Annotated in this window: 24 protein-coding genes; 10 read left to right on the top strand and 14 right to left on the bottom strand. The window is 62.3% G+C overall.

Annotated features, from left to right (window positions below):
- Nucleotides 1–4: 4 nt before the first annotated feature.
- The 3 genes from ASD58_RS15250 to ASD58_RS15240 are packed head-to-tail and all read right to left on the bottom strand — an operon-like array spanning nt 5 to nt 2,672.
- Nucleotides 5–490, bottom strand: a complete 486-nt coding sequence (locus ASD58_RS15250) for a glutathione peroxidase (RefSeq protein ID WP_057261996.1) — start codon at nt 488–490, stop codon at nt 5–7.
- A complete protein-coding gene (locus ASD58_RS15245; protein WP_057261995.1) occupies nt 490–1,626 on the bottom strand; it encodes a PilT/PilU family type 4a pilus ATPase in 1,137 nt (378 codons plus the stop codon). The genes ASD58_RS15250 and ASD58_RS15245 overlap by 1 nt, the downstream gene beginning before the upstream one ends.
- Nucleotides 1,627–1,628: 2 nt before the next feature.
- On the bottom strand, nt 1,629–2,672 hold the full coding sequence (locus ASD58_RS15240; protein ID WP_057261994.1) for a type IV pilus twitching motility protein PilT: 1,044 nt from the start codon (nt 2,670–2,672) through the stop codon (nt 1,629–1,631).
- Between the two features lie 57 nt (nt 2,673–2,729).
- Between ASD58_RS15240 and ASD58_RS15235 the strand changes: the two genes are divergently transcribed.
- The 3 genes from ASD58_RS15235 (at nt 2,730) to ASD58_RS15225 (ending at nt 5,378) form a co-directional block, all read left to right on the top strand.
- Complete coding sequence (locus ASD58_RS15235) at nt 2,730–3,437, top strand: YggS family pyridoxal phosphate-dependent enzyme (RefSeq protein ID WP_057261993.1); 708 nt, start codon at nt 2,730–2,732, stop codon at nt 3,435–3,437.
- A 4-nt stretch (nt 3,438–3,441) separates the two neighbouring features.
- The gene (proC, locus tag ASD58_RS15230) at nt 3,442–4,278 is read left to right on the top strand and encodes a pyrroline-5-carboxylate reductase (RefSeq protein WP_057261992.1); all 837 of its coding nucleotides are present in this window, start codon (nt 3,442–3,444) and stop codon (nt 4,276–4,278) included.
- Between the two features lie 116 nt (nt 4,279–4,394).
- Nucleotides 4,395–5,378, top strand: coding sequence for a DUF4424 family protein (locus ASD58_RS15225; protein ID WP_162253018.1), 984 nt, complete (start codon nt 4,395–4,397; stop codon nt 5,376–5,378).
- Here the strand turns inward: ASD58_RS15225 and ASD58_RS15220 are convergent.
- Genes ASD58_RS15220 through ASD58_RS15205 form a run of 4 tightly spaced genes read right to left on the bottom strand, consistent with a single transcriptional unit; the run spans nt 5,320 to nt 12,408 of the window.
- Complete coding sequence (locus ASD58_RS15220) at nt 5,320–7,578, bottom strand: ATP-binding protein (protein ID WP_057261990.1); 2,259 nt, start codon at nt 7,576–7,578, stop codon at nt 5,320–5,322. The two genes, ASD58_RS15225 and ASD58_RS15220, sit on opposite strands and share 59 nt — an antisense overlap.
- 46 nt (nt 7,579–7,624) lie before the next feature.
- Nucleotides 7,625–10,018, bottom strand: coding sequence for a TonB-dependent receptor (locus ASD58_RS15215; RefSeq protein WP_057261989.1), 2,394 nt, complete (start codon nt 10,016–10,018; stop codon nt 7,625–7,627).
- A gap of 12 nt (nt 10,019–10,030) precedes the next feature.
- On the bottom strand, nt 10,031–11,161 hold the full coding sequence (locus ASD58_RS15210) for an SO2930 family diheme c-type cytochrome (protein WP_229209990.1): 1,131 nt from the start codon (nt 11,159–11,161) through the stop codon (nt 10,031–10,033).
- Nucleotides 11,161–12,408: a parallel beta-helix domain-containing protein gene (locus ASD58_RS15205; RefSeq protein ID WP_057261988.1), complete on the bottom strand. Its 1,248-nt coding sequence runs from the start codon at nt 12,406–12,408 to the stop codon at nt 11,161–11,163. Before ASD58_RS15205 ends, ASD58_RS15210 begins: the two co-directional genes overlap by 1 nt.
- A gap of 111 nt (nt 12,409–12,519) precedes the next feature.
- Here ASD58_RS15205 and ASD58_RS15200 point away from each other — a divergent pair, with 111 nt between their 5' ends.
- Nucleotides 12,520–13,512 (top strand): GlxA family transcriptional regulator, encoded by a 993-nt coding sequence (locus ASD58_RS15200; protein WP_162253017.1) that lies wholly within the window; start codon nt 12,520–12,522, stop codon nt 13,510–13,512.
- Nucleotides 13,513–13,521: 9 nt separating this feature from the next.
- Here the strand turns inward: ASD58_RS15200 and ASD58_RS15195 are convergent, their stop codons facing one another.
- Genes ASD58_RS15195 through ASD58_RS15185 form a run of 3 tightly spaced genes read right to left on the bottom strand, consistent with a single transcriptional unit; the run spans nt 13,522 to nt 15,774 of the window.
- On the bottom strand, nt 13,522–13,902 hold the full coding sequence (locus ASD58_RS15195) for a YqjD family protein (RefSeq protein WP_057261986.1): 381 nt from the start codon (nt 13,900–13,902) through the stop codon (nt 13,522–13,524).
- Between the two features lie 48 nt (nt 13,903–13,950).
- Nucleotides 13,951–14,805 (bottom strand): 4-hydroxybenzoate octaprenyltransferase, encoded by an 855-nt coding sequence (gene ubiA, locus ASD58_RS15190; RefSeq protein WP_057262114.1) that lies wholly within the window; start codon nt 14,803–14,805, stop codon nt 13,951–13,953.
- Nucleotides 14,806–14,835: 30 nt separating this feature from the next.
- Nucleotides 14,836–15,774: a hydrogen peroxide-inducible genes activator gene (locus ASD58_RS15185; RefSeq protein WP_057261985.1), complete on the bottom strand. Its 939-nt coding sequence runs from the start codon at nt 15,772–15,774 to the stop codon at nt 14,836–14,838.
- A gap of 97 nt (nt 15,775–15,871) precedes the next feature.
- Between ASD58_RS15185 and ASD58_RS15180 the strand changes: the two genes are divergently transcribed.
- The 4 genes from ASD58_RS15180 (at nt 15,872) to ASD58_RS15165 (ending at nt 18,346) form a co-directional block, all read left to right on the top strand.
- On the top strand, nt 15,872–17,068 hold the full coding sequence (locus ASD58_RS15180; protein WP_057261984.1) for a PilT/PilU family type 4a pilus ATPase: 1,197 nt from the start codon (nt 15,872–15,874) through the stop codon (nt 17,066–17,068).
- The gene (locus tag ASD58_RS15175; RefSeq protein ID WP_057261983.1) at nt 17,065–17,547 is read left to right on the top strand and encodes an adenylyltransferase/cytidyltransferase family protein; all 483 of its coding nucleotides are present in this window, start codon (nt 17,065–17,067) and stop codon (nt 17,545–17,547) included. The genes ASD58_RS15180 and ASD58_RS15175 overlap by 4 nt, the downstream gene beginning before the upstream one ends.
- A gap of 9 nt (nt 17,548–17,556) precedes the next feature.
- Nucleotides 17,557–17,811, top strand: coding sequence for a hypothetical protein (locus ASD58_RS15170; RefSeq protein ID WP_057261982.1), 255 nt, complete (start codon nt 17,557–17,559; stop codon nt 17,809–17,811).
- Nucleotides 17,812–17,887: 76 nt separating this feature from the next.
- Nucleotides 17,888–18,346, top strand: a complete 459-nt coding sequence (locus tag ASD58_RS15165; protein WP_156401287.1) for a hypothetical protein — start codon at nt 17,888–17,890, stop codon at nt 18,344–18,346.
- 1 nt (nt 18,347) lies between these two features.
- Here the strand turns inward: ASD58_RS15165 and ASD58_RS15160 are convergent, their stop codons facing one another.
- From ASD58_RS15160 to ASD58_RS15145, 4 genes are all read right to left on the bottom strand, one after another.
- A complete protein-coding gene (locus ASD58_RS15160; RefSeq protein ID WP_057261980.1) occupies nt 18,348–18,806 on the bottom strand; it encodes a DUF421 domain-containing protein in 459 nt (152 codons plus the stop codon).
- A 64-nt stretch (nt 18,807–18,870) separates the two neighbouring features.
- The gene (locus ASD58_RS31255; RefSeq protein ID WP_057261979.1) at nt 18,871–19,992 is read right to left on the bottom strand and encodes a hypothetical protein; all 1,122 of its coding nucleotides are present in this window, start codon (nt 19,990–19,992) and stop codon (nt 18,871–18,873) included.
- Between the two features lie 71 nt (nt 19,993–20,063).
- On the bottom strand, nt 20,064–20,534 hold the full coding sequence (gene trmL, locus ASD58_RS15150) for a tRNA (uridine(34)/cytosine(34)/5-carboxymethylaminomethyluridine(34)-2'-O)-methyltransferase TrmL (protein ID WP_057261978.1): 471 nt from the start codon (nt 20,532–20,534) through the stop codon (nt 20,064–20,066).
- A 9-nt stretch (nt 20,535–20,543) separates the two neighbouring features.
- Nucleotides 20,544–21,308 carry a ComF family protein gene (locus ASD58_RS15145; RefSeq protein ID WP_057261977.1) on the bottom strand — a complete coding sequence of 255 codons (765 nt, stop codon included), beginning with the start codon at nt 21,306–21,308 and terminating at the stop codon, nt 20,544–20,546.
- A 60-nt stretch (nt 21,309–21,368) separates the two neighbouring features.
- Between ASD58_RS15145 and ASD58_RS15140 the strand changes: the two genes are divergently transcribed.
- Both ASD58_RS15140 and coxB read left to right on the top strand, forming a co-directional pair.
- On the top strand, nt 21,369–22,292 hold the full coding sequence (locus tag ASD58_RS15140) for a methyltransferase domain-containing protein (protein WP_057261976.1): 924 nt from the start codon (nt 21,369–21,371) through the stop codon (nt 22,290–22,292).
- Nucleotides 22,293–22,626: 334 nt separating this feature from the next.
- Nucleotides 22,627–23,853, top strand: coding sequence for a cytochrome c oxidase subunit II (coxB, locus tag ASD58_RS15135; RefSeq protein WP_057261975.1), 1,227 nt, complete (start codon nt 22,627–22,629; stop codon nt 23,851–23,853).
- Nucleotides 23,854–23,865 lie beyond the last annotated feature (12 nt).

Genomic DNA, 23,865 nt, shown 5'->3' with positions numbered 1-23,865 from the left:
CCTCTTATTGCGCTATCAGCTTCCTGATTTCGTCTGCCAGGTCGGCAGGTTTGGTGGTCGGCGCATAGCGGTCGTGGATGCTGCCGTCCTTGCGGATCAGGAATTTGGTGAAGTTCCACTTGATGCCTTCCGTGCCGAGGATGCCCGGTGCATTCTTTTTCAAATGCTGGTATAGCGGATGCGCATTGTCGCCATTGACTTCGATCTTGGCGAACACCGGGAAGGTGACACCGTAGTTCTTTTCGCAGAAGGCGCCGATTTCCTGCGCGTTGCCGGGCTCCTGCTGGCCGAACTGGTTGCAGGGGAAGCTCAGCACCTCGAAGGGCTGGCCGGCGAACTCCTTGTGCAGCTGCTCCAGCCCCTCGTACTGCGGCGTGAAGCCGCATTTGCTGGCGGTGTTTACGATCAGCAGCACCTTGCCCCGGTACTGCTGCAGGTCCACCTGTTCGCCCGACAGGCTGTCGGCGCTGAAGTCGTAAACCGTGGTCATCAGATGATCCCCAGGTGCTCGGTACCGGCCGCCAGGTCGCGCGTGCGCGCGTCCTTCGATTCCAGCTTGATGGCCAGGCGCAGGTCGTTGACGGAGTCCGCGTTGCGCAGCGCATCTTCATAGGTGATCTGGCCGGCTTCGTACAGGTCGAACAGCGCCTGGTCGAAGGTTTGCATGCCCAGCTCGCGCGAGCGTTTCATCAGGTCCTTGATCTCGTGCACCTGGCCCTTGAAGATCAGGTCTGCGATCAGCGGGGAATTCAGCATGATTTCCACCGCCACGGCGCGGCCCTTGGCATCCTTTTTCGGGATCAGGCGCTGCGAGATCATGCCCTTCAGGTTGAGCGACAAGTCCATCAGCAACTGCTGGCGGCGTTCTTCGGGGAAGAAGTTGATGATACGGTCCAGCGCCTGGTTGGAGCTGTTGGCGTGCAGGGTGGCCAGGCACAGGTGGCCGGTTTCTGCGAAGGCAATCGCGTGGTCCATGGTCTGGCGGTCGCGGATCTCGCCGATCTGGATCACGTCCGGCGCCTGGCGCAGGGTGTTCTTCAGCGCTACTTCCCAGTCTTCGGTATCGACGCCGACTTCACGCTGGGTGATGATGCAGTTGCGGTGCGGATGCACGAATTCGACCGGGTCTTCAATCGTGATGATGTGGCCGTGGCTGTTTTCGTTGCGATGGCCGACCATGGCCGCCAGCGAAGTCGATTTACCGGAACCGGTTGCGCCCACCATGATCACCAGGCCGCGCTTGGACATGATCACTTCCTTCAGCACCGGCGGCAGGCCCAGGTCGTCAAACTCGGGGATGGTGCTGTTAATGGTACGCAGCACCATGCCCACGGAGCTCATTTGCACGAAGGCCGAGACACGGAAACGCCCCAGGTCGCCGGGGCTGATCGCGAAGTTGGCTTCCTTGGTCTGTTCGAAGGAAGCGGTCTGCTTGTCGTTCATGATCGAACGGGCCAGGTCGGCGGTGTGGGCCGGCGTCAGCGCCTGCGCCGACACCGGCGTCATTTTGCCGTCGATCTTGATGGCCGGCGGGAAGCCGGAAGTGATGAATAAGTCGGAGCCCTTCTTGCTGACCATCAGGCGCAGCAAGTCGAACATGAATTTTGAAGCCTGGTCGCGTTCCATGATTAGCCTGGGAAGTTGTCTGGGATCTTGGCCGCCGCGCGCGCTGCGGCCGGGGAGATCATGTTGCGACGGATCAGGTCCGTCAGGTTCTGGTCCAGCGTCTGCATGCCGACGTTGTTGCCGGTCTGGATCGACGAGTACATCTGGGCGATCTTGGCTTCGCGGATCAGGTTACGGATTGCCGGGGTGCCGATCATGATCTCGTGCGCGGCAACGCGGCCGGAACCGTCCTTGGTCTTCAGCAGGGTCTGGGAAATGACGGCCTGCAGCGATTCGGACAACATGGCGCGCACCATTTCCTTTTCTTCCGCCGGGAACACGTCGATGATACGGTCGATGGTTTTCGCGGCCGAGGAGGTGTGCAGGGTGCCGAACACCAGGTGGCCGGTTTCCGCCGCCGACAGCGCCAGGCGGATGGTTTCCAGGTCACGCAGCTCACCCACCAGGATCGCGTCCGGGTCTTCCCGCAGCGCCGAGCGCAGCGCGTTGTTGAACGACAGCGTGTGCGGGCCCACTTCGCGCTGGTTGATCAGGCACTTTTTCGATTCGTGCACGAATTCGATCGGGTCCTCGATGGTCAGGATGTGGCCATACTCGTTTTCGTTGAGGTGGTTGATCATCGCGGCCAGCGTGGTCGATTTGCCGGAGCCGGTCGGACCGGTCACCAGCACCAGGCCGCGCGGCTTCAGTGCGAATTCGGCGAAGATGCGCGGTGCATTCAGTTCTTCCAGAGACAGGATCTTGGAAGGAATGGTACGCAGCACGGCTGCGGCGCCGCGCTCCTGGTTGTAGGCGTTGACGCGGAAACGCGCCAGGCCCGGAATGGCGAACGAGAAGTCGCATTCCAGCATCTCTTCGTATGCCTTGCGCTGGCCGTCGTTCATGATGTCATAGATCATGCCGTGCACGTCCTTGTGCTCCAGCGGCGGCAGGTTGATGCGGCGCACGTCGCCGTGCACGCGGATCATCGGCGGCAAGCCTGCTGACAGGTGCAAGTCGGATGCCTTGTTCTTGACGGAGAATGCGAGAAGTTCGGAAATGTCCATTTATAATCCCTGTGCTTTTTCAATAGCCAAAAAAGCTTGGCCCTGTCTCATTCGATTATGTCCACAATAGCCCACAACTTGCAAGTTGTTACTGAAGCAATTAACGTTGCCGCACGCGAAGCGCGGCGCGCGCCCAACGAAGTGCAGCTCCTGGCCGTCTCCAAGACCTTCCCGGCACAGGCAGTTTTCGAGGCGGTGCTGGCGGGGCAGCGCGCTTTTGGTGAAAACTATGTGCAGGAAGGCGTGGACAAAATCCACGAATTGGCGAAAATGCGCGGCTGCACGCCGTTGGAATGGCATTTTATTGGACCAATCCAGAGCAATAAGACGCGTCTTATAGCCGAAAATTTCGATTGGGTGCACACGATTGAACGCGAGAAGATCGCGCAGCGCCTGAGCGAGCAGCGCCCCGAAGGCCTGCATCCGATGCAGGTGTGCATCCAGGTCAATACCAGCGGGGAGGCCAGCAAAAGTGGCATCCTGCCCGCCGACGCAGCAGCGCTGGCCCGTACCGTGGCCGCCTTGCCGCGTCTTGTCTTGCGCGGCCTGATGTCCATCCCCGAGCCGGAAGACGATTTCGACAAGCAGTGCGCAGCCTTCCGCGTGCTGCGTGAACTCTACGATCAATTGCGTGCCGAGGGCATTGCGCTCGACACGCTGTCGATGGGCATGTCGGCCGACATGCGCGCTGCCATTCATGAGGGCGCGACCATCGTGCGCGTCGGCAGCGCCATTTTCGGCGCCCGCGACTACAACAAAGGATGACGTGATGAAGATTGCATTTATCGGCGGCGGCAATATGGCTGCCGCGCTGATCGCCGGCCTGGCCGGCAAGCTGACGCCTGGCGCGAATATCCACGTGGTCGACCCGAATCCGGCCTCGCTGGAAAAGCTGCGCCAGGATTTCGGCGTGACCGTGGCCGCGGCAGCAGGCGAGCCGGTGGCGGCGGCCGAAGTGCTGGTGCTGGCGGTAAAGCCGCAGGTCATGCACGAAGTGACGCGGCAACTGCTGCCGCTGCTGCAGGCGGCACAGGCGGCCGGCCGGTCGCCGCTGCTGCTGTCGATTGCGGCCGGCATCCGCGCCGCCGACCTGTCGCGCTGGCTGGACGGCTACCATGCCATCGTGCGCACCATGCCGAACACGCCGGCCCTGATCGGCATGGGCGTGACCGGCATGGTGGCTTCGTCCGGCGTCAGCGCCCAGCAGCGCGAGGCGGCCGACCAGATCATGCGCGCGGTGGGCGCCACGGTGTGGCTGGACGATGAGGCAAAGATCGATGCCGTGACCGCGGTGTCCGGCAGCGGCCCGGCCTATGTGTTCTATTTCATCGAGGCGATGCAGCAGGCGGCCGAGGAGCTGGGCCTGACTGCGGAGCAGGGCAAGGCCCTGGCCATGGCCACCTTCACTGGCGCGGCACAACTGGCTGTTCAGTCCACCGACCCGGTGCCGGTGTTGCGCGACAAGGTGACGTCGAAAGGCGGCACCACCTATGCGGCGCTGACCAGCATGGAAGCGAGCGGCGTCAAGGCTGCCATCATCGGCGCCGTCAAGGCTGCCGCCGCGCGCGGCAAGGAACTCGGTGAGCAACTCGGGGCCGCCGGCTGAAGCGCCGGGCGCGCATCTGGCTTGCCAGGCCATGTGCTTGGCTCGCCGGGCCAGTGGACCCGGCGTGGCACAAGACATATCATCCTTGCTTCTTTGATACTGGAATGGAGCAGGATATGCGCAGGACAATCTTGGCCGTGGTGGCCGCGCTGGCCGTGGCTGTGCCGCTGGCACAAGCCAACGACTCGACGGCCCGTGTCGGGGCGGGTGGCCTGGTGCTGCAAAAGAGCGGCGATATCCGCATGGTCAGCGAGCACCTGAGCATTTCCGTCAAGCGCATCGAGGTGGAATACCGCTTCCGCAACGAGAGTTCGCACACCATCGAAACCGTGGTTGCCTTCCCCATGCCCGAATTCCATTGGGATCCAGAGCAGGATGCGACCTGGCGCAATATCGGTCCGGTCGAGAGCTTCCTGGCGCACGTCGATGGCAAGCCGGCCGTGGTGCGCGCGGAGCGCAAGGCCTTGCTGGATGGGCGCGACATCACTGCCCTGTTGCGCCAGGCCGGCTTGGGTGAAGACCAGATTTTCCGCACTTTCGGCGCAGCCCTTGGTACCGAAGGCATGACGCTGCCGGAGCCGATCGTGGCGCGCTTGCACGCGATGGGCGCCAGCTATGAAAGGATGCCGCGATGGAGGGTAGCGGAAACGGCATACTGGAACCAGGTCTTCCCGCCGGGGAAGGAAGTCGTCGTCACGCATTCCTACCGCCCCTTTGCCGGCCGCATTATCGGCACCTACGACAACAGCAGGCCGCCTTCGGCGGAAAGCGTGCCGGTCTCGTCCAAGGGTGAGCTGGACCGTGCCTGCCTGGACGAGGGCATGAAAACGGTGGTGAACAAGGCGCGCCAGAAGGCGAAGGAAGGCGCCGAATCAGGCTACATCTACCTCAACGACGTCGAATACATCCTGGGCACGGGGCGCAACTGGAAAGGCAGCATTGGCGACTTCACGCTCGATATCATCAAGGAAAACCCGCAGGACGTGGTCTCGCTATGCTTCCCCGGCAAGCCGGAGCGCATTGGCGACCGCACTTTGCGCTTCAAGATGCGCGACTATGTGCCGCAGGAGCGGTTGCTGCTGAATTTTTACAGCTTTTGAGCAGTGCCAGTTCGGCCAGCAGCGCCGACAGCTCGCATTCCACTTCGGTAAGCAGCGGCGGGATGCGTTCGATCATGCCGGTTTCGGCCAGCGTTTCGACCAAGCCGCACAGGGCACTGAGTTCGCGTGCGCCGAACAGGCCGGCACTGCCTTGCAGGCTATGGGCGTTCAGGCTGATGGCCTGCATGTCCGCACATTGGATGCCTTGCCGGATAGCGGCAAGCTGACGCGGGCCTTCCTGCATGAAGGCAGCGCAAGCAGCAGGGCTCAAGGCGCGGGTGGCCGCTGGCGGCACGGCGCTATCCCCGGTTCCGAACATGGCGTCAAGTTCGGCCCGGCGCGGCGACTGCAGCAGCAAGCCGGCATGGCGGCCGATTTCGGCGTGCAGGTTGGTTTCATCGATCGGCTTGGGCAGGAAGCCATTTGCCCCGGCTTCCATGAAGCGCTCGCGTTCCTCGGCTGCCGCATTGGCGGTCAATGCAATCACCGGAATTGCAGGCTGGCGCACGCCGGCCGCGCCGGCACGCAGCAGGCGCAGGGCAGCGATACCGTCCATGCGCGGCATGCGGCTGTCCATGATCACCAGGTCGAAGTCGCGCTCCGCCAGGCGCGCAAGTGCCGCGGCGCCGTCTTCCGCGATGGTCACCGCGTGGCCCATTTCGTCCAGCAGCTCGCGCAGGATGATCTGGTTGGTGCTGCCATCTTCCGCGCACAGGACCTGCAGGCGCATCGCGTGCGGCGCGCGTTTTTCCAGTACCCGCTCTGCTGCGGGCTGTCCGGCTTGCAGCGGCAGCCGCACTTCAAACACGCTGCCGGCGCCGCGTTCACTACGCACTTCTATCGTGCCCGCCATGGCGTCGACAATATTCTTGCAGATTGCCAGGCCCAGGCCGGCGCCCCCGTATTTGCGCGACGTTGCGGCATTGGCCTGCTCGAATTTGCGGAACAGGCGGGAAATCGCATCCGGCTCAATGCCGATGCCGGTATCGCTGACGGCCAGCATAATGCCGCCGTTGCGCGCCACGCCGGCAGTCATGCGTACTTCGCCGCGTTCGGTGAACTTGACGCCATTGCCCACCAGGTTCATCACCACCTGCCGCAGCCGCACCGGATCGCCGCGCCACCAGCGCGGCAGGGCAGGGTCAATCTCCGCTACCAGCGAAATGCCCTTGGTTTCGGCACGATCGGCCAGCAGCGCCACCACGTCGCGCAACAGGGCCGGCAAATCGAAGTCGATGCTTTCGAACGGCATCTTGCCCGCTTCCAGGCGCGAGAAATCGAGAATGTCGTTAATAATGTGCAGCAGCACTTCGGCGTTGCCCAGGCCGATGCGCAGCTTGTTGCGCGTCTCTGCTGACAAGCCGCTGTCTTTCTTGGCAAGCTGCAGCATGCCGATCACGCCGCCCAGCGGGGTGCGTACTTCGTGGCTGATCATGGCCAGGAATTCCGACTTCTGCTCGTTCGATTCTTCCGCAGCCTTGCGCGCGGCTGTCGATTCGCGCAGTTCCAGCTCGCGTGCCTGCAAGGTGGCGACCTGCTTTTCCAGCGTTTGCTGTACTGCGCGCTGCCGCTCCAGCGCACCTTCCAGGCCATGCAGCAGGTAGGCGCAGGACACTACCAGCACCGCTGCCACCAGCGTGAAATTCAGTGAAACCAGCGACCAGTGCATCAGCAGGCTGACAAAGAGCTTGTTCAGGCCCGGGTCGATGCCGCCAAAATAACCTACGGTGAACAGGGTCGCGCTGCACCAGAGCAGGGCTGCCATGGCAGGGCGCATGCCGAGCAGCACGGTGCACAGGATCGGCACGGCGAGCAGGTAGGGCTGGACCAGCGGCCCGACGGAAAAGAGCTGCACCACAGCGAGCAGGTAGCTGATAGCCAGGAAAGCCAGTGCGCGGAAACGGAAGGAGACGGAACGACAGAAATACAGCGCGCCCACGCAAGCCAGGGCGACGATATCGCTCACGATCAGCGGCCATTGGTTCATCTGCATGCTGCCGACGACGCTGGGCACCGCTACCAGCAGGCCAAGGAAAAACGCCACGGCGCACAAGCCGTTCAGCAGGTTGTTGCGCCAGGTTTGCAGGCTGTCCGCCTGTTGGTTCAGGCCATCGAGCCGCCGGGATAAAAAGTCCCCTGGCCCGTCATGCTGCGCGGGCCGCTCCGGATTGGCGGGAGAACTCTTGGCGGGGACGAACATTGCAACATAAAAGTTTTGGCTAAGGGGTTGATTTTACTATAATTCGTCACATGTTCACGCGCAGTTCGACGCCGACCTGTCGCGGCGAATTGACCATGGCATATGGCGTGCCAAGCAGGCCGGTGGTCATGTTGCCGATGCTGGTCACATAGCGTTTGTCGAACAGGTTGTTGGCAAACAGCGCCACCGCCCACTTATGGCTGGCCGCCTCGTAGCCGGCGCGCAAATCGGTGCGCTGGGTGGCGCCGCCGACGCGGAAGCGCGGCGTGGTCAGGCAGGCCCCCTGCAACGCATCGGCATTGCAGCGGGTGGCGCTGGTATAGGCGTGCTGCAGTGTGAAGTTCAGGTCTCCGCCAGCCACATCGCGCACCCAGTAATCGGCGCCGAGCGCGGTCGTCCATTTCGGCGTGCCCACCGGCTGGCCATCGAGATTGATGCCGTCGCTGGTGGTGAAGGTCTTGTAGGTCTGGTCGATATAGGCGGTGCTCATGTTCAGGCGCAGGTCGCGCACCGGCTGCCAGCGCATGTCGAAGTCCAGGCCGTGCGCTTCCTGGTCGCTGCTGGTGACCTGGTAGGTCGGGATGGAGGAACCGTTATTCACCAGGGCCAGCGACTGCAGGTTGCTGAATTTGTATTTGTACAGCGAGGCGTTCACCAGCAGCTTGTACTTGCGGTAGTAGTTTTTCATGCCAATTTCGGCATTCCAGACCTTTTCCGGATCGTAGGTGGCGTTGACCTGCAGCGCGTTGAAACCGCCGGCCTGGTATCCCTTGGCAATGGAGCCGTAGACCATCATGTCGTCATTGAGCTTGTAGTCGAGCACCGCACGCGGGCTGGTGTCGTTCCACTTGTTCTTTTTGGACAGCGGCGCCGTGGCCGCGCCGGCGCTGGTGAATTCGATGTTCTGGGTCATGGCGCCCAGCGCCATCATCAACTGTTCCGGGGTGAGGGCGCCCATGCCGACCAGTGCATCGAAGAAGCCGAGGTTTTGCAGGCGCGTGATGCTGTCGTCCAGGCCGGCCGCCGTGCGCGGCGGGCTATACCAGCTGAAGCGCTTGTCGTCCCGCGTATAGCGCACGCCGGTGGTCAGGTTCAGCTTTGGCGCCAGGTGCCAGATCACGTCGCCGTAAATCGCGCTGGCCTTGTAGCGGCCCTCAACATGCATGTTCTCCTGCCAGCTGTTGCCTAGCAGTCCGGCCGGAATGTCCACCGCTGCCGCCGCGCCTTCCAGCAGGCTGAAAACAGGGAAGCTGGCCACGTTGCCGAAGATGGTGTCGAGGGTATTGGTGTTGGTATTGACCTGGCTGGTCTGCTTCGCTTTCTCGTGGAAGAAGCTCAGGCCCGTTACCCAGTCCGCCATGCCGGTGTTGCCGGACAGGCGGAATTCCTGCTGCCAGCTCCGGTTGCGTTCCGCGTTTTCAGTATCGACGTAATGCGTGGCCAGGTTGGTGCCGTCGTTGTCCTGCCGGTTGCGCGAATCGAAGCGGCGGTAGCCGGTGGTGGAATTGAAGGTGGCCCAGCCCAGCGGCACTTCGATGCGCAGGGTGCTGCCGCGGAAGTCGCGCGTTTCGCCATTATTCATGGCGTCGTTGTACACCGGCGCCGTGCGCGGGTCGAGGTAGGAGGATGGATCGGCCGGCACCGCCGGCACGCCGGCCACCAGGCCGATGGCGGGGCGTGCCATGTGGTCGAGCTTTTCGGCCTCCACCGACAGCAGCACCTTGGCGCGCGCCGGAGCGTCCCAGCGCAGGGTGGCGCGCACGCCGTTATCGGTGCCGTGCTGCAGCTTTTCGCCGGTGGCCGCATCTTTCAGCCAGCCGTCGGTGCCGTGGTGCACGGCGGTGATGCGCAGCGCCGTGGTGTCGCCGAGCGGGGTATTGGCCAGCAGCTCCACATTGCGCGTGTGGAAGCGGCCGTAGCGCAGGCGCGCTTCCAGCTCGTTGTCGCGGCCCGGCTCGCGCGTCACGACCGAGATGGCGCCAGCGGCGCTGTTGCGGCCGAACAGGGTGCCTTGCGGGCCTTTCAGCACCTCGATGCGCTGCACATCGTTGAAGTTCATGATCGCGCCGCCGGTCTTGCCGGCGTAGACGCCATCGATGTACATGCCGACCGGGGCATCGGTGCCGATGCCGAAATCGCCGGTGCCGATGCCGCGCAGCGACAGCGAGGGCTGGGTCGCCTGCTCGGCGTTGACCGACAGGCCGGGAATATAGCCGTTCATTTCGGCCAGGCTGGGAGCTGCCAGCTTGTCGATCTGGTCGGCGCCGATGATCTGCAGCGCAATCGGCACGTCCTGGGCCTGCTGCGTGCGGTTCTGCGCGGTGACGACCACCACATGGGTTTCTTCCTTCGGCGCCGGATCGGCGGCCATGGCGCTGGCGCTGCTGGCGAGCAGGGCGCTGGCAATGCTGGACGACAGGACTTTCTTGCGCAGCTTCATGTGGTCTCCCTTTTATTGTTGGTTGCAGCTTTCCTTCATCGATGCGATCCATTCGCGTATCAGTTCAACCCCTTCGCGGTGTGAAGTGGTGCGACCCAGTTCCGGCATCATTACGCCGGTTTCAGTCGACTTCAGGCGGAACACGAAGATCGAATCGTCCGGTTTGCCTGGATTGATGCCGAAAGCATTGCCGCCGGTGCCGGCGCCTGCTGCGACGGGCGGCTTGCACAGGCCCAGGTGCTGGTTGGCCGGGGCACCGATCTCGAGGTGCAGGGCGGTGGTGTTGGCCGTGCCCTTGTTGTTGTGGCAGTGGGCGCAGTTGATGTCGAGGTAAGCGCGGGCGCGGGCGTCGATCGAGGCGCTCTTGTCGCGCCAGTCAACGTTGTGCGGCACCTCGGCGGGCGCCGGCACGCCTTGCAGGTAGCCAGCCTGCACCATCTTTTCCAACTGCCCGTCCAGGTTGACGTGGCGCGCTTTCAGGCCGAGCGGCTCGAACTTCCTGCTCTTCAGATCGGCCACGTGGCAGGACGCGCACTGGTTCACGTTCGGCACCACGTAGGTGAATTTCCGGCGGCCCTGGGCGGACACCAGTTCCATCGGGATCTGGTCGCCGGTGCGTTTCAATTCGGCCTCGGTCTGCGCTTCGTTCCAGACATAGGGCAGGGCGATCCAGCCCGCTTCGCGCCGCACCAGCAGGCGCGTTTCCATCAGCCGCAACTTGGCCAGGTCGAGCGCGCTGTCGGTCCCGTTGTCGTCGGTCGCCAGGACGGCCGGGCTGCTGCCGTCGCGCGGATAGTAGAAGGTCTTGCTGATGATGGTTCCGACCGGGAAGTCGAAAGCGGTATCGGGCCTGTAGGCGGCCGACACGCCCTTTGGCATCCACACCGTGCGCAGCTTGTGGGCGTAGTCGCTGAACAGCGGCGTGTTCAGGGTGTAGGGCAGCACTTCCTTGTTCAGCACCAGGCGGCCCTCGCTGGCGGCCATCAGGCGCCATTCGCTCAGTTTTTCAGGCCGGCCTTCGGCAACGAAGTTCACGGGTTCGGCAGGCGGGGCAGGGCTGCGTGCGCAGGATGCGAGAACGAGCGCGCACGCCGCCATGCCGACCGCCCGCAGCGGGCGGAAAGCAGGGACGGCAAGCTTCATCAGGATTGCGAGCTGAGTTGAGGAATGGTGACCGGCGGCAGCTTGGCGAGCTGGCAGCGGTGCGGGGCCGAATCGGCCTTCGGGTTCTTGTACTTGTTGGGACCATCGGCGTTCAGCACTTCGACGCCGTCCTGCACGCAGATTCGCGCTTCGGCAGGCATGACGCCGTTCTTTGCCAGCGCATTGTCGGAGTAGCCATCCCACAGCACATCAGGCAGGTGCCCGGACAGGCCATACATCGCCACCTTCAACGCTTTCAGGTCCAGGCCATCGGGCGCATCGCCGCCACCCTTGAAACGGTTGCCGTAGACGTAGATCGCCTTCGGATACGGGTCGTAGTCCTTGGCCACGCCTTTCTCGGTGAAGTAACCGGTCGAGTGGTAGCTGGAGATGATCACGTTGGCAGTCCGGTTGTCGGTGATTTCATTGTCGAAGATCTCCACCTTCGAATTCGAGTTGATCACCACGCCCGAACCGGCCGGCACGCTGGCCACCGCCGTGCCTTTGGCGGCGAAGTTGCCCAGGTTGTTTTCCATGACCTTGTTCCTGAACACGCGCGTGCTGTGGCCAGGCTGCTGCAGGTTCGGCATGTTGAATACCAGGATGCCGCCGGTATTATGGGTGGCCAGGTTGTCGTAGACGTCGGCATTGATGGTGTTTTCGATTTCGATGCCGGCCACGTTGGCTTCGGCGCGGGAATTGCGCACCACCACGTTCTGCGATTGGCCGACGTAGATGCCCGCGTCCGATGCGGCGATCGCCACGCAGTTATCGATCAGCACATTCCTGGTCTTGACCGGATAGATGCCGTAAGCGCCATTGGTGACCCTGGAGCCGCCGGTCCACTGCACCTTCACGTTGCGGATCGTAATATGGTCGCCGTCATTGATCTTCAGCCCATCGCCCTTGGAGTCCTCGATGGTCAGGCCTTCGATGGTGAAGTTGTTGCCGTAGACCAGCAAGCCCTCAGGGCCCGTTATCTGCGGCTTGAAGGAGAGGATGGTCTTGTCCATCCCGGCCCCGCGTATGGTCACGCCGTCGGCGCGCAATTGCAGCCCGCTGGTAAACATGTGTTTGCCGGCCGGGATCTCGATCACCGAGCCGGGCTTGGCGTCGAGCAGTTGTTCCTGGAGTTGCTTCTGGAACGCGAGGTCTGCGGCCGACGCTGGCGCCGGCATTGAAGGCGTAGTCTTGTAGCAGGCGGATAGCAGGCCGCACAGCGCGAGTGCGCCGATGGCTTTGTACATACATGTCTCCCATTTATTGTTGTAGGGATGCAGCAGCGAAGCCAGTATATCTGTCCATTGTTGAAATGTTATGTGCAAGATCGGCCAAATATCCTGCTAGTATCGGCCAGGATGAGAGCGCCAGTTTCAATCGCCATTTATGTGGGGGACGACTGCTGGGGAGGCCTTGCCCTGCTGGCGCGGGAAGCATTTGCCATCGCCGGTACGCTGCACGCGCGCAACGCCGATTTGCGCGCTGCGGAACTGTTCCGGGCCCGCCTGGTTGCAATCGACAAGGCGCCAGTGCGTTCCTTCACCGGCCCGCCCTTGCAGCCGGAGGCGTCCCTGGCCGACATGCCGGCGCCGCATGCCGTGATCGTGCCGCCTTACTACCTGCCGCTGGCCGCGCGCCGGCCGATCCCGCCGGCGCTGCGTGAATGGCTGCGGCAAGCCCATGCCGGCGGCGCGCTGCTGGTGGGCATGGCTGGCGGCATGCGCATCCTGGCCGAAACCGGCCTGCTCGATGGCCGTGAAGTGACGGGCAACCTGTCCGACCAGCGCGTCTTCGCCCAGCATTATCCCGACGTGCGCTTCAGCCCCGACGTGCCGCTGGTGATCGACGGCAGCATCATCAGCGCCGGCTCGGTCAATCCATGCCTGGATGCCTGCAGCTACCTGGTCGGCCATTTCCACGGCGATGCGGTGGCGCACAAGCTCTCGCGTTACACCAATCCCCCCAGCCAGCCGAGCGCAGGCCACATTGCCTTGCGCAACGCGGGATTGAAGCAGCATGGCGACCAGCGCATTCGCCAGGCGCAGGAATACATCGAGCGCTGTTTCAAGCAGGACTTGACGGTGGAAGGCGCGGCGCAGCGCACGGCCATGAGCGTGCGCAATTTCTCGCGCCGCTTCCAGCATGCGGTGGGCATGCCGCCGCACGTTTACATCGCGCGCTGCCGCGGCGAATACGCGAAAGAGTTGCTGGCCCGGCCGGGCCTGTCGATGCTGCAGGTCGCACTGCAATCGGGCTTCCGCACGGAAGCCATGCTGCGGCGGACCTTCAGCCAGTTGTTCGATACCACGCCGGCAGCCTACCGCGCAGCGGCGGCTGCGCGGCGCGACTGAAGCGAAGGATCAACGGCGCGCGACCAGCAGGCCGACAATCACGCCGATGGCAGCGCCGGTGGCGACTGACTTCCAGGGATTGTCGTGCACATAGTGGTCGGTGGCCTGGGCTGCCATCTTGCCGCGGGCGATCATGCTGTCTTCCAGCTTCAGCAAGTCGCGCTTGGCGGTGCGCAGGGTGTCTTCGAACTTGGCCTTGACCATGCCCAGGTCCTCGGAATTGGCCGATGCCGCGTTGCGCAGCCAGGTTTCGGCATCCTGCACGGCCTGTTTCAGGTCGCCCATCAGCTTTTCGCGGGCTTCCGCGCTTTCGTTGTGGCTATGGCTCTTGCCGTTGGCAACGCCGCCGCCATTTGGTTTAGCCGTCGTAGATTGTGGTGTCTGGTCCATGATCGCCTCGTCTCAGTGAACAGCACTCGGAGTAAATTCCAGTATAGGTCAGCGCAGCGCGTAGTCGAGCGCAATGCCTGCGAAGACAGCGGCGCCGAGGTAGTTATTGTGACGGAAGGCGGCAAAACAAGGCGCACGCTCGCGACTGCGGATCAAAAAGTAGTGGTAAATCGCGCAGCCGGCCGCCACCGCCATGCCCAGCAGGAAGGGCAGGCCCAGGCCGAACTGTTGCCCGACCACCAGCAGGATCGCCAGGTGCAGGCCATAGCAGAGCATGATGGCGGCCACGTCGAAGCGGCCAAACGTGATGGCGGAAGTCTTGATGCCGATTTTCAGGTCGTCGTCGCGGTCGACCATGGCGTATTCGGTGTCATAGGCGACGGCCCAGAACACATTCCCCAGCAGCAGCAGCCAGGCCACCGGCGGCACCGTGTTCTGCACGGCGGCGAAGGCCATCGGCATGCCGAAGCCGAAGGCAATGCCGAGGTAGGCTTGCGGAATGGCGAAGAAGCGCTTGAAGTAGGGATAGGTGCCGGCTATGACAAGTGCCGCCACGCTCAGCTGCTTGACCAGCGCGTTCAGCGGCTGGATCAGGAGGAAGGCCAGCAGCGACAGTCCGGCGGCAATCAGCAGCGCTTCCCTGCCGCTGACGCGGCCGCTGGTGATGGGGCGCTCGGCGGTGCGCTTGACGTGCTTGTCGAAATCCTGGTCGGCGTAATCGTTGACGGCGCAGCCGGCCGAACGCATCAGGAACGTGCCTAGCGAGAAAATCAGCAGCAGCTTCCAGTCCGGCACGCCGCCGGAAGCCAGCCACAGCGCGGCCAGGGTCGGCCACAGCAACAGTACGGTGCCGATCGGCTTGTCCAGCCGGACCAGGCGGAAGTAGAGTTCGAGTTTGCTCAGGGGTTGGGTCGTCGCATGCATCCCGGCATTTTACTCCGCATGCCCGTTCAGCATGTGGACGCCGGGCAGCTGGCAGTCGGCCACCGCGGCTACCACCGCGTCAATGGCCGCCTTGCGGGTAAAGCTCTTGCGCCAGACGATCACCACGCGCCGGTTCGGCTCAGGGTTCTCGAAATAGCGGAATGCCAACATGCCGTCGCGGCCTTCCATGTCCGGCACCGAGGCGCGCGGCAGCACGGTCAGGCCGATGCCGCTGGCCACCATGTGGCGGATGGTCTCCAGCGAGGAGCCCTCGAAGGTGCGCTGCATGCCGTTGCCCGGCGAGGAGAAACGCGCCATTTCCGGGCACACTTCCAGCACCTGGTCGCGGAAGCAGTGGCCATTGCCCAGCAAGAGCATGGTTTCGGTCTTCAGGTTCTCGGCCGGAATGGCGACGCGCGCGGCCCAGGGATGGTTTTTCGGCATCGCCACCACGAAAGGCTCGTCGTACAGCGGCTGCACCGCCATGCCGTGCTCCGGCAGCGGCAGCGCCATGATGGCGGCATCGAGCTCGCCCTGGCGCAGCATTTCCAGCAGCTTGACCGTGAAATTCTCCTGCAGCACCAGCGGCATCTGCGGCGTGGTTTCAATCATCCGCTTGACTAAAGGCGGCAACAGGTAGGGGCCGATGGTGTAGATGACGCCCAGCCGCAACGGGCCGGCCAGCGGATCCTTGTTCTGCTTTGCCAGTTCCTTGATTGCTGCCGTCTGCTCCAGCACCCGTTCGGCCTGGGCCACGATCTGGGCGCCCAGCGGGGTGACGGAGATTTCCGCCCCGCCGCGCTCGAACAGGACGACGCCGAGCTCGTCTTCCAGTTTCTTGATTGCGACAGACAAGGTAGGTTGAGCCACAAAACAGGCCTCGGCGGCATGGCCGAAGTGTTTCGCTCTGGCAACTGCTACGATATATTTGAGCTCGGTCAGTGTCATGAACCCATTTGAACACAGTTGAATACCTTGTTGCAATGCCATGAATGGGGAAGGGCACTGGCTATAATGATCTGCAAAACCCTATAACGAGGCAAATATGTCATCCACGCTAGGCCACGAAGAAGCCCAGTCGTATATCTTCAAACTGCTGACGGCCATGCACCAGGTCGGCGGTTCCGACTTGTTCATTTCAGCGGATTTCCCGCCCAGTATCAAGTCGCAGGGCTCGATGCGCGCCCTGAGCCAGCAGCGCCTGACCGCGGACGTGACGCGGGCCCTGGCTTACGCCATCATGAACGAGAAGCAGCGCCGCGAGTTCGAAACCGAGCTTGAATGCAATTTCGCGATTTCGCTGCCCAATGTCTGCCGTTTCCGCGTGAATGTCTTCGTGCAGCAGCAGGCGGTCGGCATGGTGTGCCGCACCATCGCCTCCGAAATCCCGAATTTCGAGAAACTCGACCTGCCGGAAGTGCTGAAGGAAGTCGTGATGACCAAGCGCGGCCTGGTGCTGGTGGTGGGCGGTACCGGCTCCGGTAAATCGACCTCGCTGGCGGCCATGATCGACTACCGCAACCAGAACTCGGCCGGCCACATCATCACCGTCGAAGATCCGGTCGAGTACGTCCACAAGAACAAGAACTGCCTGATTACCCACCGCGAAGTTGGCGTGGATACCCTGTCCTGGCACCATGCGCTGAAAAACACCCTGCGCCAGGCGCCGGACGTGATCCTGATCGGCGAGATCCGAGACACCGAAACCATGGAGCACGCGATTGCCTTTGCCGAAACCGGCCACCTTTGCCTGGGCACCCTGCACGCGAACAATGCGAACCAGACCATGGACCGCATCATCAACTTCTTCCCGGAAGAGCGCCGCAACCAGTTGCTGATGGACTTGTCGTCCAACCTGCGCGCCATCGTGTCGCAGCGCCTGATCCGCACAGAAGACGGCAAGGGCCGCAAAGCGGCGATCGAGATCCTGCTGAACACGCCGACCATCTCGGAGATGATCTTCAAGGGTAACTTCCACTCGATCAAGGAGATCATGGCCAAGTCGCGCGAGCTGGGTATGTGCACCTTCGACCAGGCCCTGTTCGAACTCTATAATAAGGGCTACATCGCCTACGAAGAAGCGCTGCGCAATGCCGACTCGACCAACGGCCTGCGCCTGCAGATCAAGCTGCATGGCAACCGCCCGCCGCCGGATGCGGCGGCGCAAGCTGCCGCAGCGCCGAAATCGTCGGGCGGCCTGAGCATGCAGTTGGATGAAGAAGAGGAAGAAGAAGGCGAATGATCGAGTTTGAACAGAAGATGTGCTCGCGCGACGAACTGGCCGCGCGGGTCGCGGCGCTGCCGAAGCCGGTGGTCATGACCAACGGCGTGTTCGACATCCTGCACCGCGGCCATGTGACTTACCTGGCGCAGGCGCGCTCGCTGGGCGCGTCGCTGGTGGTGGCGGCCAATACCGATGCCTCGGTCAAGCGCCTTGGCAAGGGCGACGACCGTCCGCTGAACAATTGCGAAGACCGCATGGCGCTGCTGGCGGCGCTGGAGTCGGTCAGCCTGGTAGTGCCGTTCGATGAAGACACCGCGCTGGAAGCGGTGTTGCAGGCCAGGCCCGAGATTTACGCCAAGGGCGGCGATTACGATATGACCGCAATCCCGGAAGGGCAGGCGGTGCTGGCTTACGGCGGCAAGGCGGTGGCCATCGATTTCGAGCATGACCGCTCGACCACCAAGCTGCTGGCCAAAGTGCGCATGTTTGGACAATAGGAGGCCGTCATGGCTTTTGGTGTGTTGCTGACCGACGAGGGCGTGGCCGAACTGGGCAACACGCTGAAGGATTACTTGACGGATGGACCATCCGGCAAATTCCTGCCTTGCAAGGAGGCCAGTCCCGACCGCAGCTTCTTCCACCTGATCTCCGAGGCGCGCAATGCCGAGGGGGCGATGGTGGAGGTGGAGCTGTACATCCCCAACCGCTATATCAAGCTGGTGATGTCGGGGCTGGAGCGCAAGCACATCGGCTTCCTTTGAGTTAAAAGCAACAAAGATGGGTTGATGGCACTTTTCTCATATAGAATTCCTGTCCCAAAATTGCAGGAACGATAATATGAGAAAAATTGCTGTAGTCCTGGCGTTGCTGGGCTTTATGGTGCGGGCCGAGGCCGTGCAGGAAGTTGAAGCTAGTCACCAAGCGCCGTTGCAAGCCCTCCATTGGTGCCGGCATGCAGATGGCGAAACCGTCGCCCAGCGTGACGCTTGCCCTTCCGACCAGACCGAAATGAGCAGCGTCATGGTCAGCAAGCCTGGCGGGAACCTGGAATACGTGCCGCTCGACCAGGCCAATGCACCTGATGCAGTTCCCGATGCCCCCTCAGCCACAGCGGACAGCCCGGACCAATCGAAGCAGGTCATGAAGGATTTCCGCACACGGATGCTCAAGTGGCTGGGCTTCGCGCTGGCCGTTGCGATCGCCGCAAAGTTGCTCAAGCGTTCGTTTATCCTGTGGTTTATCCTGGGCTTTGTCTTGCGAGCAGTGCTGGTGGCTGCGAATGTGATGGCGTTTTAGGCTAGTGCTGCAGGATGGTGATCTTGCCGTCCGCTTCGAGGAAGGCGTATTTCATTGATTCCAAAGGGCAGTCGGCTTCGCGCAACGATTGCTCCATGTCACTCTCGGCCACGTGATTTCGCTTCAAGACTTCTTGGAAGATCTTGCCGTCGCGGCCGATCAGGACGGCCGTGCCCTCGACAAACTCGGCAGCTTTCTCGCTGCGCGCGGTTACAAAAGCGATGGCCAAGTTGAGCACTACCAGCGTCACAACCACAATCAGTCCACCTGCTACCGAGTGATCGCCGCCGGTCAGCCCGGGTGAAACGGCTTCACTCAGGAGCATGATGACCAAGAGGTCGAACGGGGTGAACTGGCCGATGGTGCGCTTGCCGCTCAAGCGCATCATGACCAGCAACGCTACATAGATCGCAACGCCGCGCACGGCGTATTCCCACCATGGTAAGTCGAGGTCGAACATCGTGATCTCCTTTCAGTCGCGTTATACGACACTCCAACCTCGTGCGCCCACACGGTTCCCGGCGTCAACCCAGCAAGTCTTCCAGTGTGCTTGCTTCGCAGAAGCGGCTGCTCCAGTGCGCGACCTCGTCAGGGGACGCCTGGTTCAAGCGCGCAACAGCTTGCTGGGGGAGTGGCCCGAATCGTTGTTCCATCAACTCCATCAGCAGCATGCGCCGGCCTTCGTCACGACCTTCGTCACGACCTTCGCCGCGACCCTCCTGGCGTCCCCGTTCCAACCCTTGTTCCAGCCCCTGTTCCAGCCCCTGTTCCAGCCCCTGTTCCAGCCCCTGTTCCAGCCCCTGCGCCCACCCTGCTTGGCTTCCGGTGCGGAAGCCCCAGCGCAGTCCCAATGACGTGCCGCGCTCCAAGCCGCGGCGGATGGCGTCGTGCTTGAGCCGTTGTGTAATGGTCAGCATGTGTTTCTCCTTGAAGGTCCAGACAAATTGGCGATAAGACTTGTCCTGCTCTGCCGGCAATTGCATCAGACGGTCCAGGAGCTCGAACATTAACGCCACCTGCTCGTTGCTCTTGCCGTACAAGCAAAGAATCTCCGTCAGCCTGCATTTGGCACGCATGCGCGCAAAAGGTTCCTCTTTTGTTCGCATTATTTCGAGATGCGCAGCTACGAACAAGGCAAAGGCGTTGCCTGACTTGAGGAGGGCGGGCAAGGATGGTTCAAGGTCGAGCAGTTTGGCGATGCCGAAATGCAATTTAAGCCCGGTGCCGGCGAAACCATAAGAAAATTGATCGGGACGCCAGGTCTCGCTACTGTCGCCGAGTATGGCAAGGCTGATGACGGGCAGCTTATGCTTGGCAAACAAGAGTGCATGGTAGACAAACATGCGTTCGGCGAAATGTTCTTCGCGCTGGCATTGGATCTCGATATGCAGGCAGACGGGGCGGCCATCGCTGGCATGACAGAGGAATACCCGATCGGCATGGCATGCCATCGCCATCGGTGAAACCCCATCGGCAGGCTGGTGGAGCTCGGTATCGACGGCCGTGATCGGGCGCGACAGGTCCAGGACGGCCAGGATGGCGGGAAAGCAGGTCGCCAGGCACTCTTCGATCAGGAGATCGATCGCGCACTTCCATGCGCTATCGAGCTGGTCCGGCGAATGGCTTGGTGTTGGACTGTGGGGCATGCGCGTTTTGATCGCTGCCCTGCTGCCGGGTTCCGCTTGCAGCACGCCCGGCGTTTGAGGCAGATCAAATCTTATGCGCCGCCGGCGTAGCCGTGCTGGCGCCAGGCCTCGAATACCACCACCGCCACGGTGTTGGAGAGGTTGAGGCTGCGATTGCCGGGCATCATCGGGAGGCGGATGCGCTGTCCGGTCGGGAAAGATTCTCGGAACTCCGGTGCCAGGCCGCGCGTTTCGCTGCCGAACACGAACACGTCGCCAGGCTGGAAGGCCAGTTCGGCGAAGGGGCGCGAGCCATGGGTGGTCATGGCGAACAGGCGGCTGGCGTCCGGCTGCACGTCAGCCAGGAAGGCTGCCCAGTCCCTGTGCACCTTCATTTGCGCGTATTCGTGGTAATCGAGTCCGGCGCGGCGCATCTTGGCGTCGTCGAGCGGGAAGCCGAGCGGCTCGATCAGGTGCAACTGCGCGCCAGTGTTCGCGCACAGGCGGATCACATTGCCCGTGTTGGGCGGGATTTCCGGGTTGACCAGCACTACATGAAACAAGTTCTTCTCCTAATTCGTGTTCGGCGGCGTGCGGGCGAACACATAGTTCGTTACGCGCGCGGCGCCGTGGCGTTTGAGCGTTGCGGCTAATTCCTGCAGCGTCTGGCCGCTGCTCATTACATCGTCCACCACGCCGATATGCCGGCCTTCAACCAGTGCCCGCTCCGGGATCGCGAAGGCGTGTGCGATGTTGGCGTGGCGCGCGCCATGCGGCGTGCTGCTCTGGGCCGGGGTGTCGCGCACGCGTACCGCAAGCTTGGCATGGACGGCGATGCCAAGGGTTTTGCCTAGCGGCCGGGCGATTTCCAGCGCCTGGTTGAAGCCGCGCTCGGACAGGCGCTGCAAGCCAAGCGGCACGGGGCAGAGCAGGGCGGGGCGCGGATGACGGCTGGCATCGGTCCGCTGCACCGCATCGGCCAGCAGGCCAGCAAACAGGCGCGCCAGCGCGAGCTGGCGGGCGAATTTTAACTGAAGCACGAGGCGGTCGACCGGAAGGGCGTAGTCGGCGGCCACCACGGTGGCGTCGAAAGCGGGACGCTCGGCCTGGCAACGTCCGCATGGCACGAGGTGCAGCAAGCCTTGGCCGGGCCCGGCCAACGCGGCGGAAGCGGTGGGCGGCAGCGGATTGGCGCAGAGCGGACAGCGGGCGATGGCGGCGGCGAAGAATTGCTGGCGGCAGCCAGGACAGAGCAAGGCCGGTCCGCTGGCGCCGCACAGCACGCAATTGCAGGGCAGCAGGGCGGCCAGCAGGCGGTAGGCAATTGCAGAAGCCATCGCTAATCCCCGCGAACGAGTAAACTGCCCGGATTATCCCATTAAAGAACCGTATTAAATATGCAAGTCCCAGCAAAACCGCCGAAATTAAGCGCTCCTATTGACCTGGATCGTGTCCGCGCCCTGTTTGCCGATCCGGCCCGCGTGGCGGAGTCCGATTTCCTGCGGCGCGAGATCGCCAGCCGCATGCATGAACGCCTGCAATTGGTCAAAGTGAACCCGCTGCGCGTAGTAGATGCCGGCTGTGGCACCGGCCCGGACTTGCCGGTCTTGCAAAAGAGCTATCCCGCTGCCCAGATCCTGGGTATCGACACCTCCCCGGCCATGATTGCGGCGGCGCGCGGCCAGGCCGGCAAGACTGGCCTGAGCCAATTGATTGGCAAATTGTTACCAGCAAAATCCGGCATTGACTACCTGTGCGCCGATATGGCCGACCTGCCGCTGGCGCGCAACAACGTGGACCTGGTCTGGTCTAACCTTGCGCTGCACTGGCACCCGCAGCCGGACCGCGTGTTTGCGGAATGGCATCGGGTGCTGAAGGTGGGCGGCCTGCTGATGTTCTCGTGCTTCGGACCGGACACGCTGCAGGAATTGCGCACCGCCTTTGCCGACGTCGACCTGGCGCCGCACACGCTGCCCTTCGTCGACATGCACGACTTTGGCGACCAACTGGTGGAAGCCGGCTTTGCCGAGCCGGTCATGGATATGGAAAAGATAACGGTCACCTACGACAGCGCCGACAAGCTGCTGGCCGACGCCCGCGCGCTGGGCGGCAATCCGCTGCAGACGCGTCGCAAGGGGCTGCTGGGAAAACAGGCTTACCAGCGCATGCTGCAAGGCCTGGAAAAGCAGCGCCGCGCAGACGGCAAACTGGCGCTGACGTTCGAAGTGATCTACGGCCATGCCTTCCGCCCGGCCCCGAAGGTCACCAGCAGCGGCGAAGCGATCATCCGGTTCGACCTGCCAAGGAAGCCTAAAAAATAGGCAAGGAAGGGCGGAGTTACTTGCGTATACCACAGCCAGGGGTGTGCTGCCCTTGATGCAGGACATGTTCACTGAGTATAATCATTAGCTAATTTTGCCAGCACTTCGCCCAGCCGAACGCAACAAGGCGGTCCAGGCACGGCAAACATGGCAACAAAGCTACTGGTGATGTGTGGTCATCGGGAGTGTTTTTCAAGGTTCCAGCACAGTCCGGTCGCGATTTTTTCGCGCTGCCTGGGCTCGGAGCCTTTAGGTGTTTAGCGTGTGGCGGGATGCCGGCTAAGCCGGCCTGGCGCACAAAAATCTTCTTTATTTTTGGGTGGTTGGGGAAAACATGAAACTTGCGAAGCGACTTCAATCGTTGATGCTCGGCTTGGCCGTTACCGTCGCAGCGATGCCGGCGTGGGCCGAGCCTGCGGCGACAGCGGCCGGCGACTACACGGCAAAGACCGGTGCCACCGGCGGTCCGATGGTCCATCAGTTGAACCTGCAGGCTCCTGCAACACAGATCGCTGAAAACATCTATAACCTGCACACCATGATGATGGTGATCATTATGGTTATCTTCGTCGCCGTGTTCGGCGTGATGTTCTACTCGATCTTCAAGCACCGCAAGTCGGTCGGCCACAAAGCCGCCACCTTCCACGAATCCACCGCAGTTGAAATCGCATGGACCGTGGTGCCTTTCCTGATTGTTATCGGCATGGCACTGCCAGCAACCAAGACCGTGGTTGCAATGAAAGACACCTCCAACGCCGACATCACCATCAAAGCCACCGGCATGCAGTGGAAATGGGGCTATGACTACCTGAAGGGCGAAGGCGAAGGCATTTCCTTCGTCTCCAACCTGTCGACGCCACGCGCGCAAGTGGGCAACCCGGGTGAAGAGCCGACCGAGAAGCGCGGCGAAAACTACCTGATGGAAGTGGATAACGAAGTGGTCGTGCCAGTTGGCAAAAAAGTCCGCATCGTCACCACCGCCAACGACGTGATCCACGCCTGGATGATCCCGGCCTTCGGCGTCAAGCAGGATGCGATTCCCGGCTTCGTGCGCGATACCTGGTTCAAGGCTGAATACACCGGCACCTTCCGCGGCAACTGCGCCGAGCTGTGCGGTAAAGAGCACGCTTTCATGCCGATCGTGGTCAAAGTCGTGAGCGCCGAAGAGTACACCGCCTGGGTCAATGGCAAGAAGAAGGAAATGGCTGCCCTGGCAGACGATCCGAACAAGACCTGGACCATCGATGAACTGAAGACCAAGGGCGAAAAAGTCTACACCGCCAATTGCGCAGTCTGCCACCAGGCGAACGGCAAGGGCGTGCCGAATGCCTTCGCGGCACTGGACGGTTCGCCAGTCGTGAACGGCCCGAAAGCTGAACAGATCAACGTGCTGCTGCACGGTAAGAAGTCGGGCAAGTTCCCATCCGAAATGCCGGCATGGAAGCAACTGTCCGATACCGATATCGCGGCTGTCATCACCTACACCCGCAACAACTGGTCGAATAAGCCAGCGGAAAACATCGTCCAGCCAGCCGAAGTTGTGGCTGCTCGCGCCAAGTAATTAGGAGCATTA

The sequence above is a fragment of the Duganella sp. Root1480D1 genome (assembly GCF_001427305.1).
Classification (GTDB): domain Bacteria; phylum Pseudomonadota; class Gammaproteobacteria; order Burkholderiales; family Burkholderiaceae_D; genus Rugamonas.
Note: the sequence above shows the minus strand (reverse complement) of the source record. Positions and strands in the feature narration are given on the sequence as shown.

Bases quoted from the DNA above. Each gene is read 5' to 3' on its own strand.
- ASD58_RS15240 (WP_057261994.1), bottom strand. From the start codon at position 2,672: ATGGACATTTCCGAACTTCTCGCATTCTCCGTCAAGAACAAGGCATCC.
- ASD58_RS15225 (WP_162253018.1), top strand. From the start codon at position 4,395: ATGCGCAGGACAATCTTGGCCGTGGTGGCCGCGCTGGCCGTGGCTGTG.
- ASD58_RS15145 (WP_057261977.1), bottom strand. From the start codon at position 21,308: ATGGCTTCTGCAATTGCCTACCGCCTGCTGGCCGCCCTGCTGCCCTGC.
- ASD58_RS31255 (WP_057261979.1), bottom strand. From the start codon at position 19,992: ATGCCCCACAGTCCAACACCAAGCCATTCGCCGGACCAGCTCGATAGC.
- ASD58_RS15220 (WP_057261990.1), bottom strand. From the start codon at position 7,578: ATGTTCGTCCCCGCCAAGAGTTCTCCCGCCAATCCGGAGCGGCCCGCG.
- ASD58_RS15205 (WP_057261988.1), bottom strand. From the start codon at position 12,408: ATGTACAAAGCCATCGGCGCACTCGCGCTGTGCGGCCTGCTATCCGCC.
- ASD58_RS15165 (WP_156401287.1), top strand. From the start codon at position 17,888: ATGAGAAAAATTGCTGTAGTCCTGGCGTTGCTGGGCTTTATGGTGCGG.
- ASD58_RS15215 (WP_057261989.1), bottom strand. From the start codon at position 10,018: ATGAAGCTGCGCAAGAAAGTCCTGTCGTCCAGCATTGCCAGCGCCCTG.
- coxB (WP_057261975.1), top strand. From the start codon at position 22,627: ATGAAACTTGCGAAGCGACTTCAATCGTTGATGCTCGGCTTGGCCGTT.
- ASD58_RS15160 (WP_057261980.1), bottom strand. From the start codon at position 18,806: ATGTTCGACCTCGACTTACCATGGTGGGAATACGCCGTGCGCGGCGTT.
- ASD58_RS15170 (WP_057261982.1), top strand. From the start codon at position 17,557: ATGGCTTTTGGTGTGTTGCTGACCGACGAGGGCGTGGCCGAACTGGGC.
- proC (WP_057261992.1), top strand. From the start codon at position 3,442: ATGAAGATTGCATTTATCGGCGGCGGCAATATGGCTGCCGCGCTGATC.
- ASD58_RS15140 (WP_057261976.1), top strand. From the start codon at position 21,369: ATGCAAGTCCCAGCAAAACCGCCGAAATTAAGCGCTCCTATTGACCTG.
- ASD58_RS15200 (WP_162253017.1), top strand. From the start codon at position 12,520: ATGAGAGCGCCAGTTTCAATCGCCATTTATGTGGGGGACGACTGCTGG.
- ASD58_RS15245 (WP_057261995.1), bottom strand. From the start codon at position 1,626: ATGGAACGCGACCAGGCTTCAAAATTCATGTTCGACTTGCTGCGCCTG.
- ASD58_RS15250 (WP_057261996.1), bottom strand. From the start codon at position 490: ATGACCACGGTTTACGACTTCAGCGCCGACAGCCTGTCGGGCGAACAG.
- ASD58_RS15175 (WP_057261983.1), top strand. From the start codon at position 17,065: ATGATCGAGTTTGAACAGAAGATGTGCTCGCGCGACGAACTGGCCGCG.
- ASD58_RS15180 (WP_057261984.1), top strand. From the start codon at position 15,872: ATGTCATCCACGCTAGGCCACGAAGAAGCCCAGTCGTATATCTTCAAA.
- ASD58_RS15185 (WP_057261985.1), bottom strand. From the start codon at position 15,774: ATGACACTGACCGAGCTCAAATATATCGTAGCAGTTGCCAGAGCGAAA.
- ASD58_RS15195 (WP_057261986.1), bottom strand. From the start codon at position 13,902: ATGGACCAGACACCACAATCTACGACGGCTAAACCAAATGGCGGCGGC.
- ASD58_RS15210 (WP_229209990.1), bottom strand. From the start codon at position 11,161: ATGAAGCTTGCCGTCCCTGCTTTCCGCCCGCTGCGGGCGGTCGGCATG.
- ASD58_RS15235 (WP_057261993.1), top strand. From the start codon at position 2,730: ATGTCCACAATAGCCCACAACTTGCAAGTTGTTACTGAAGCAATTAAC.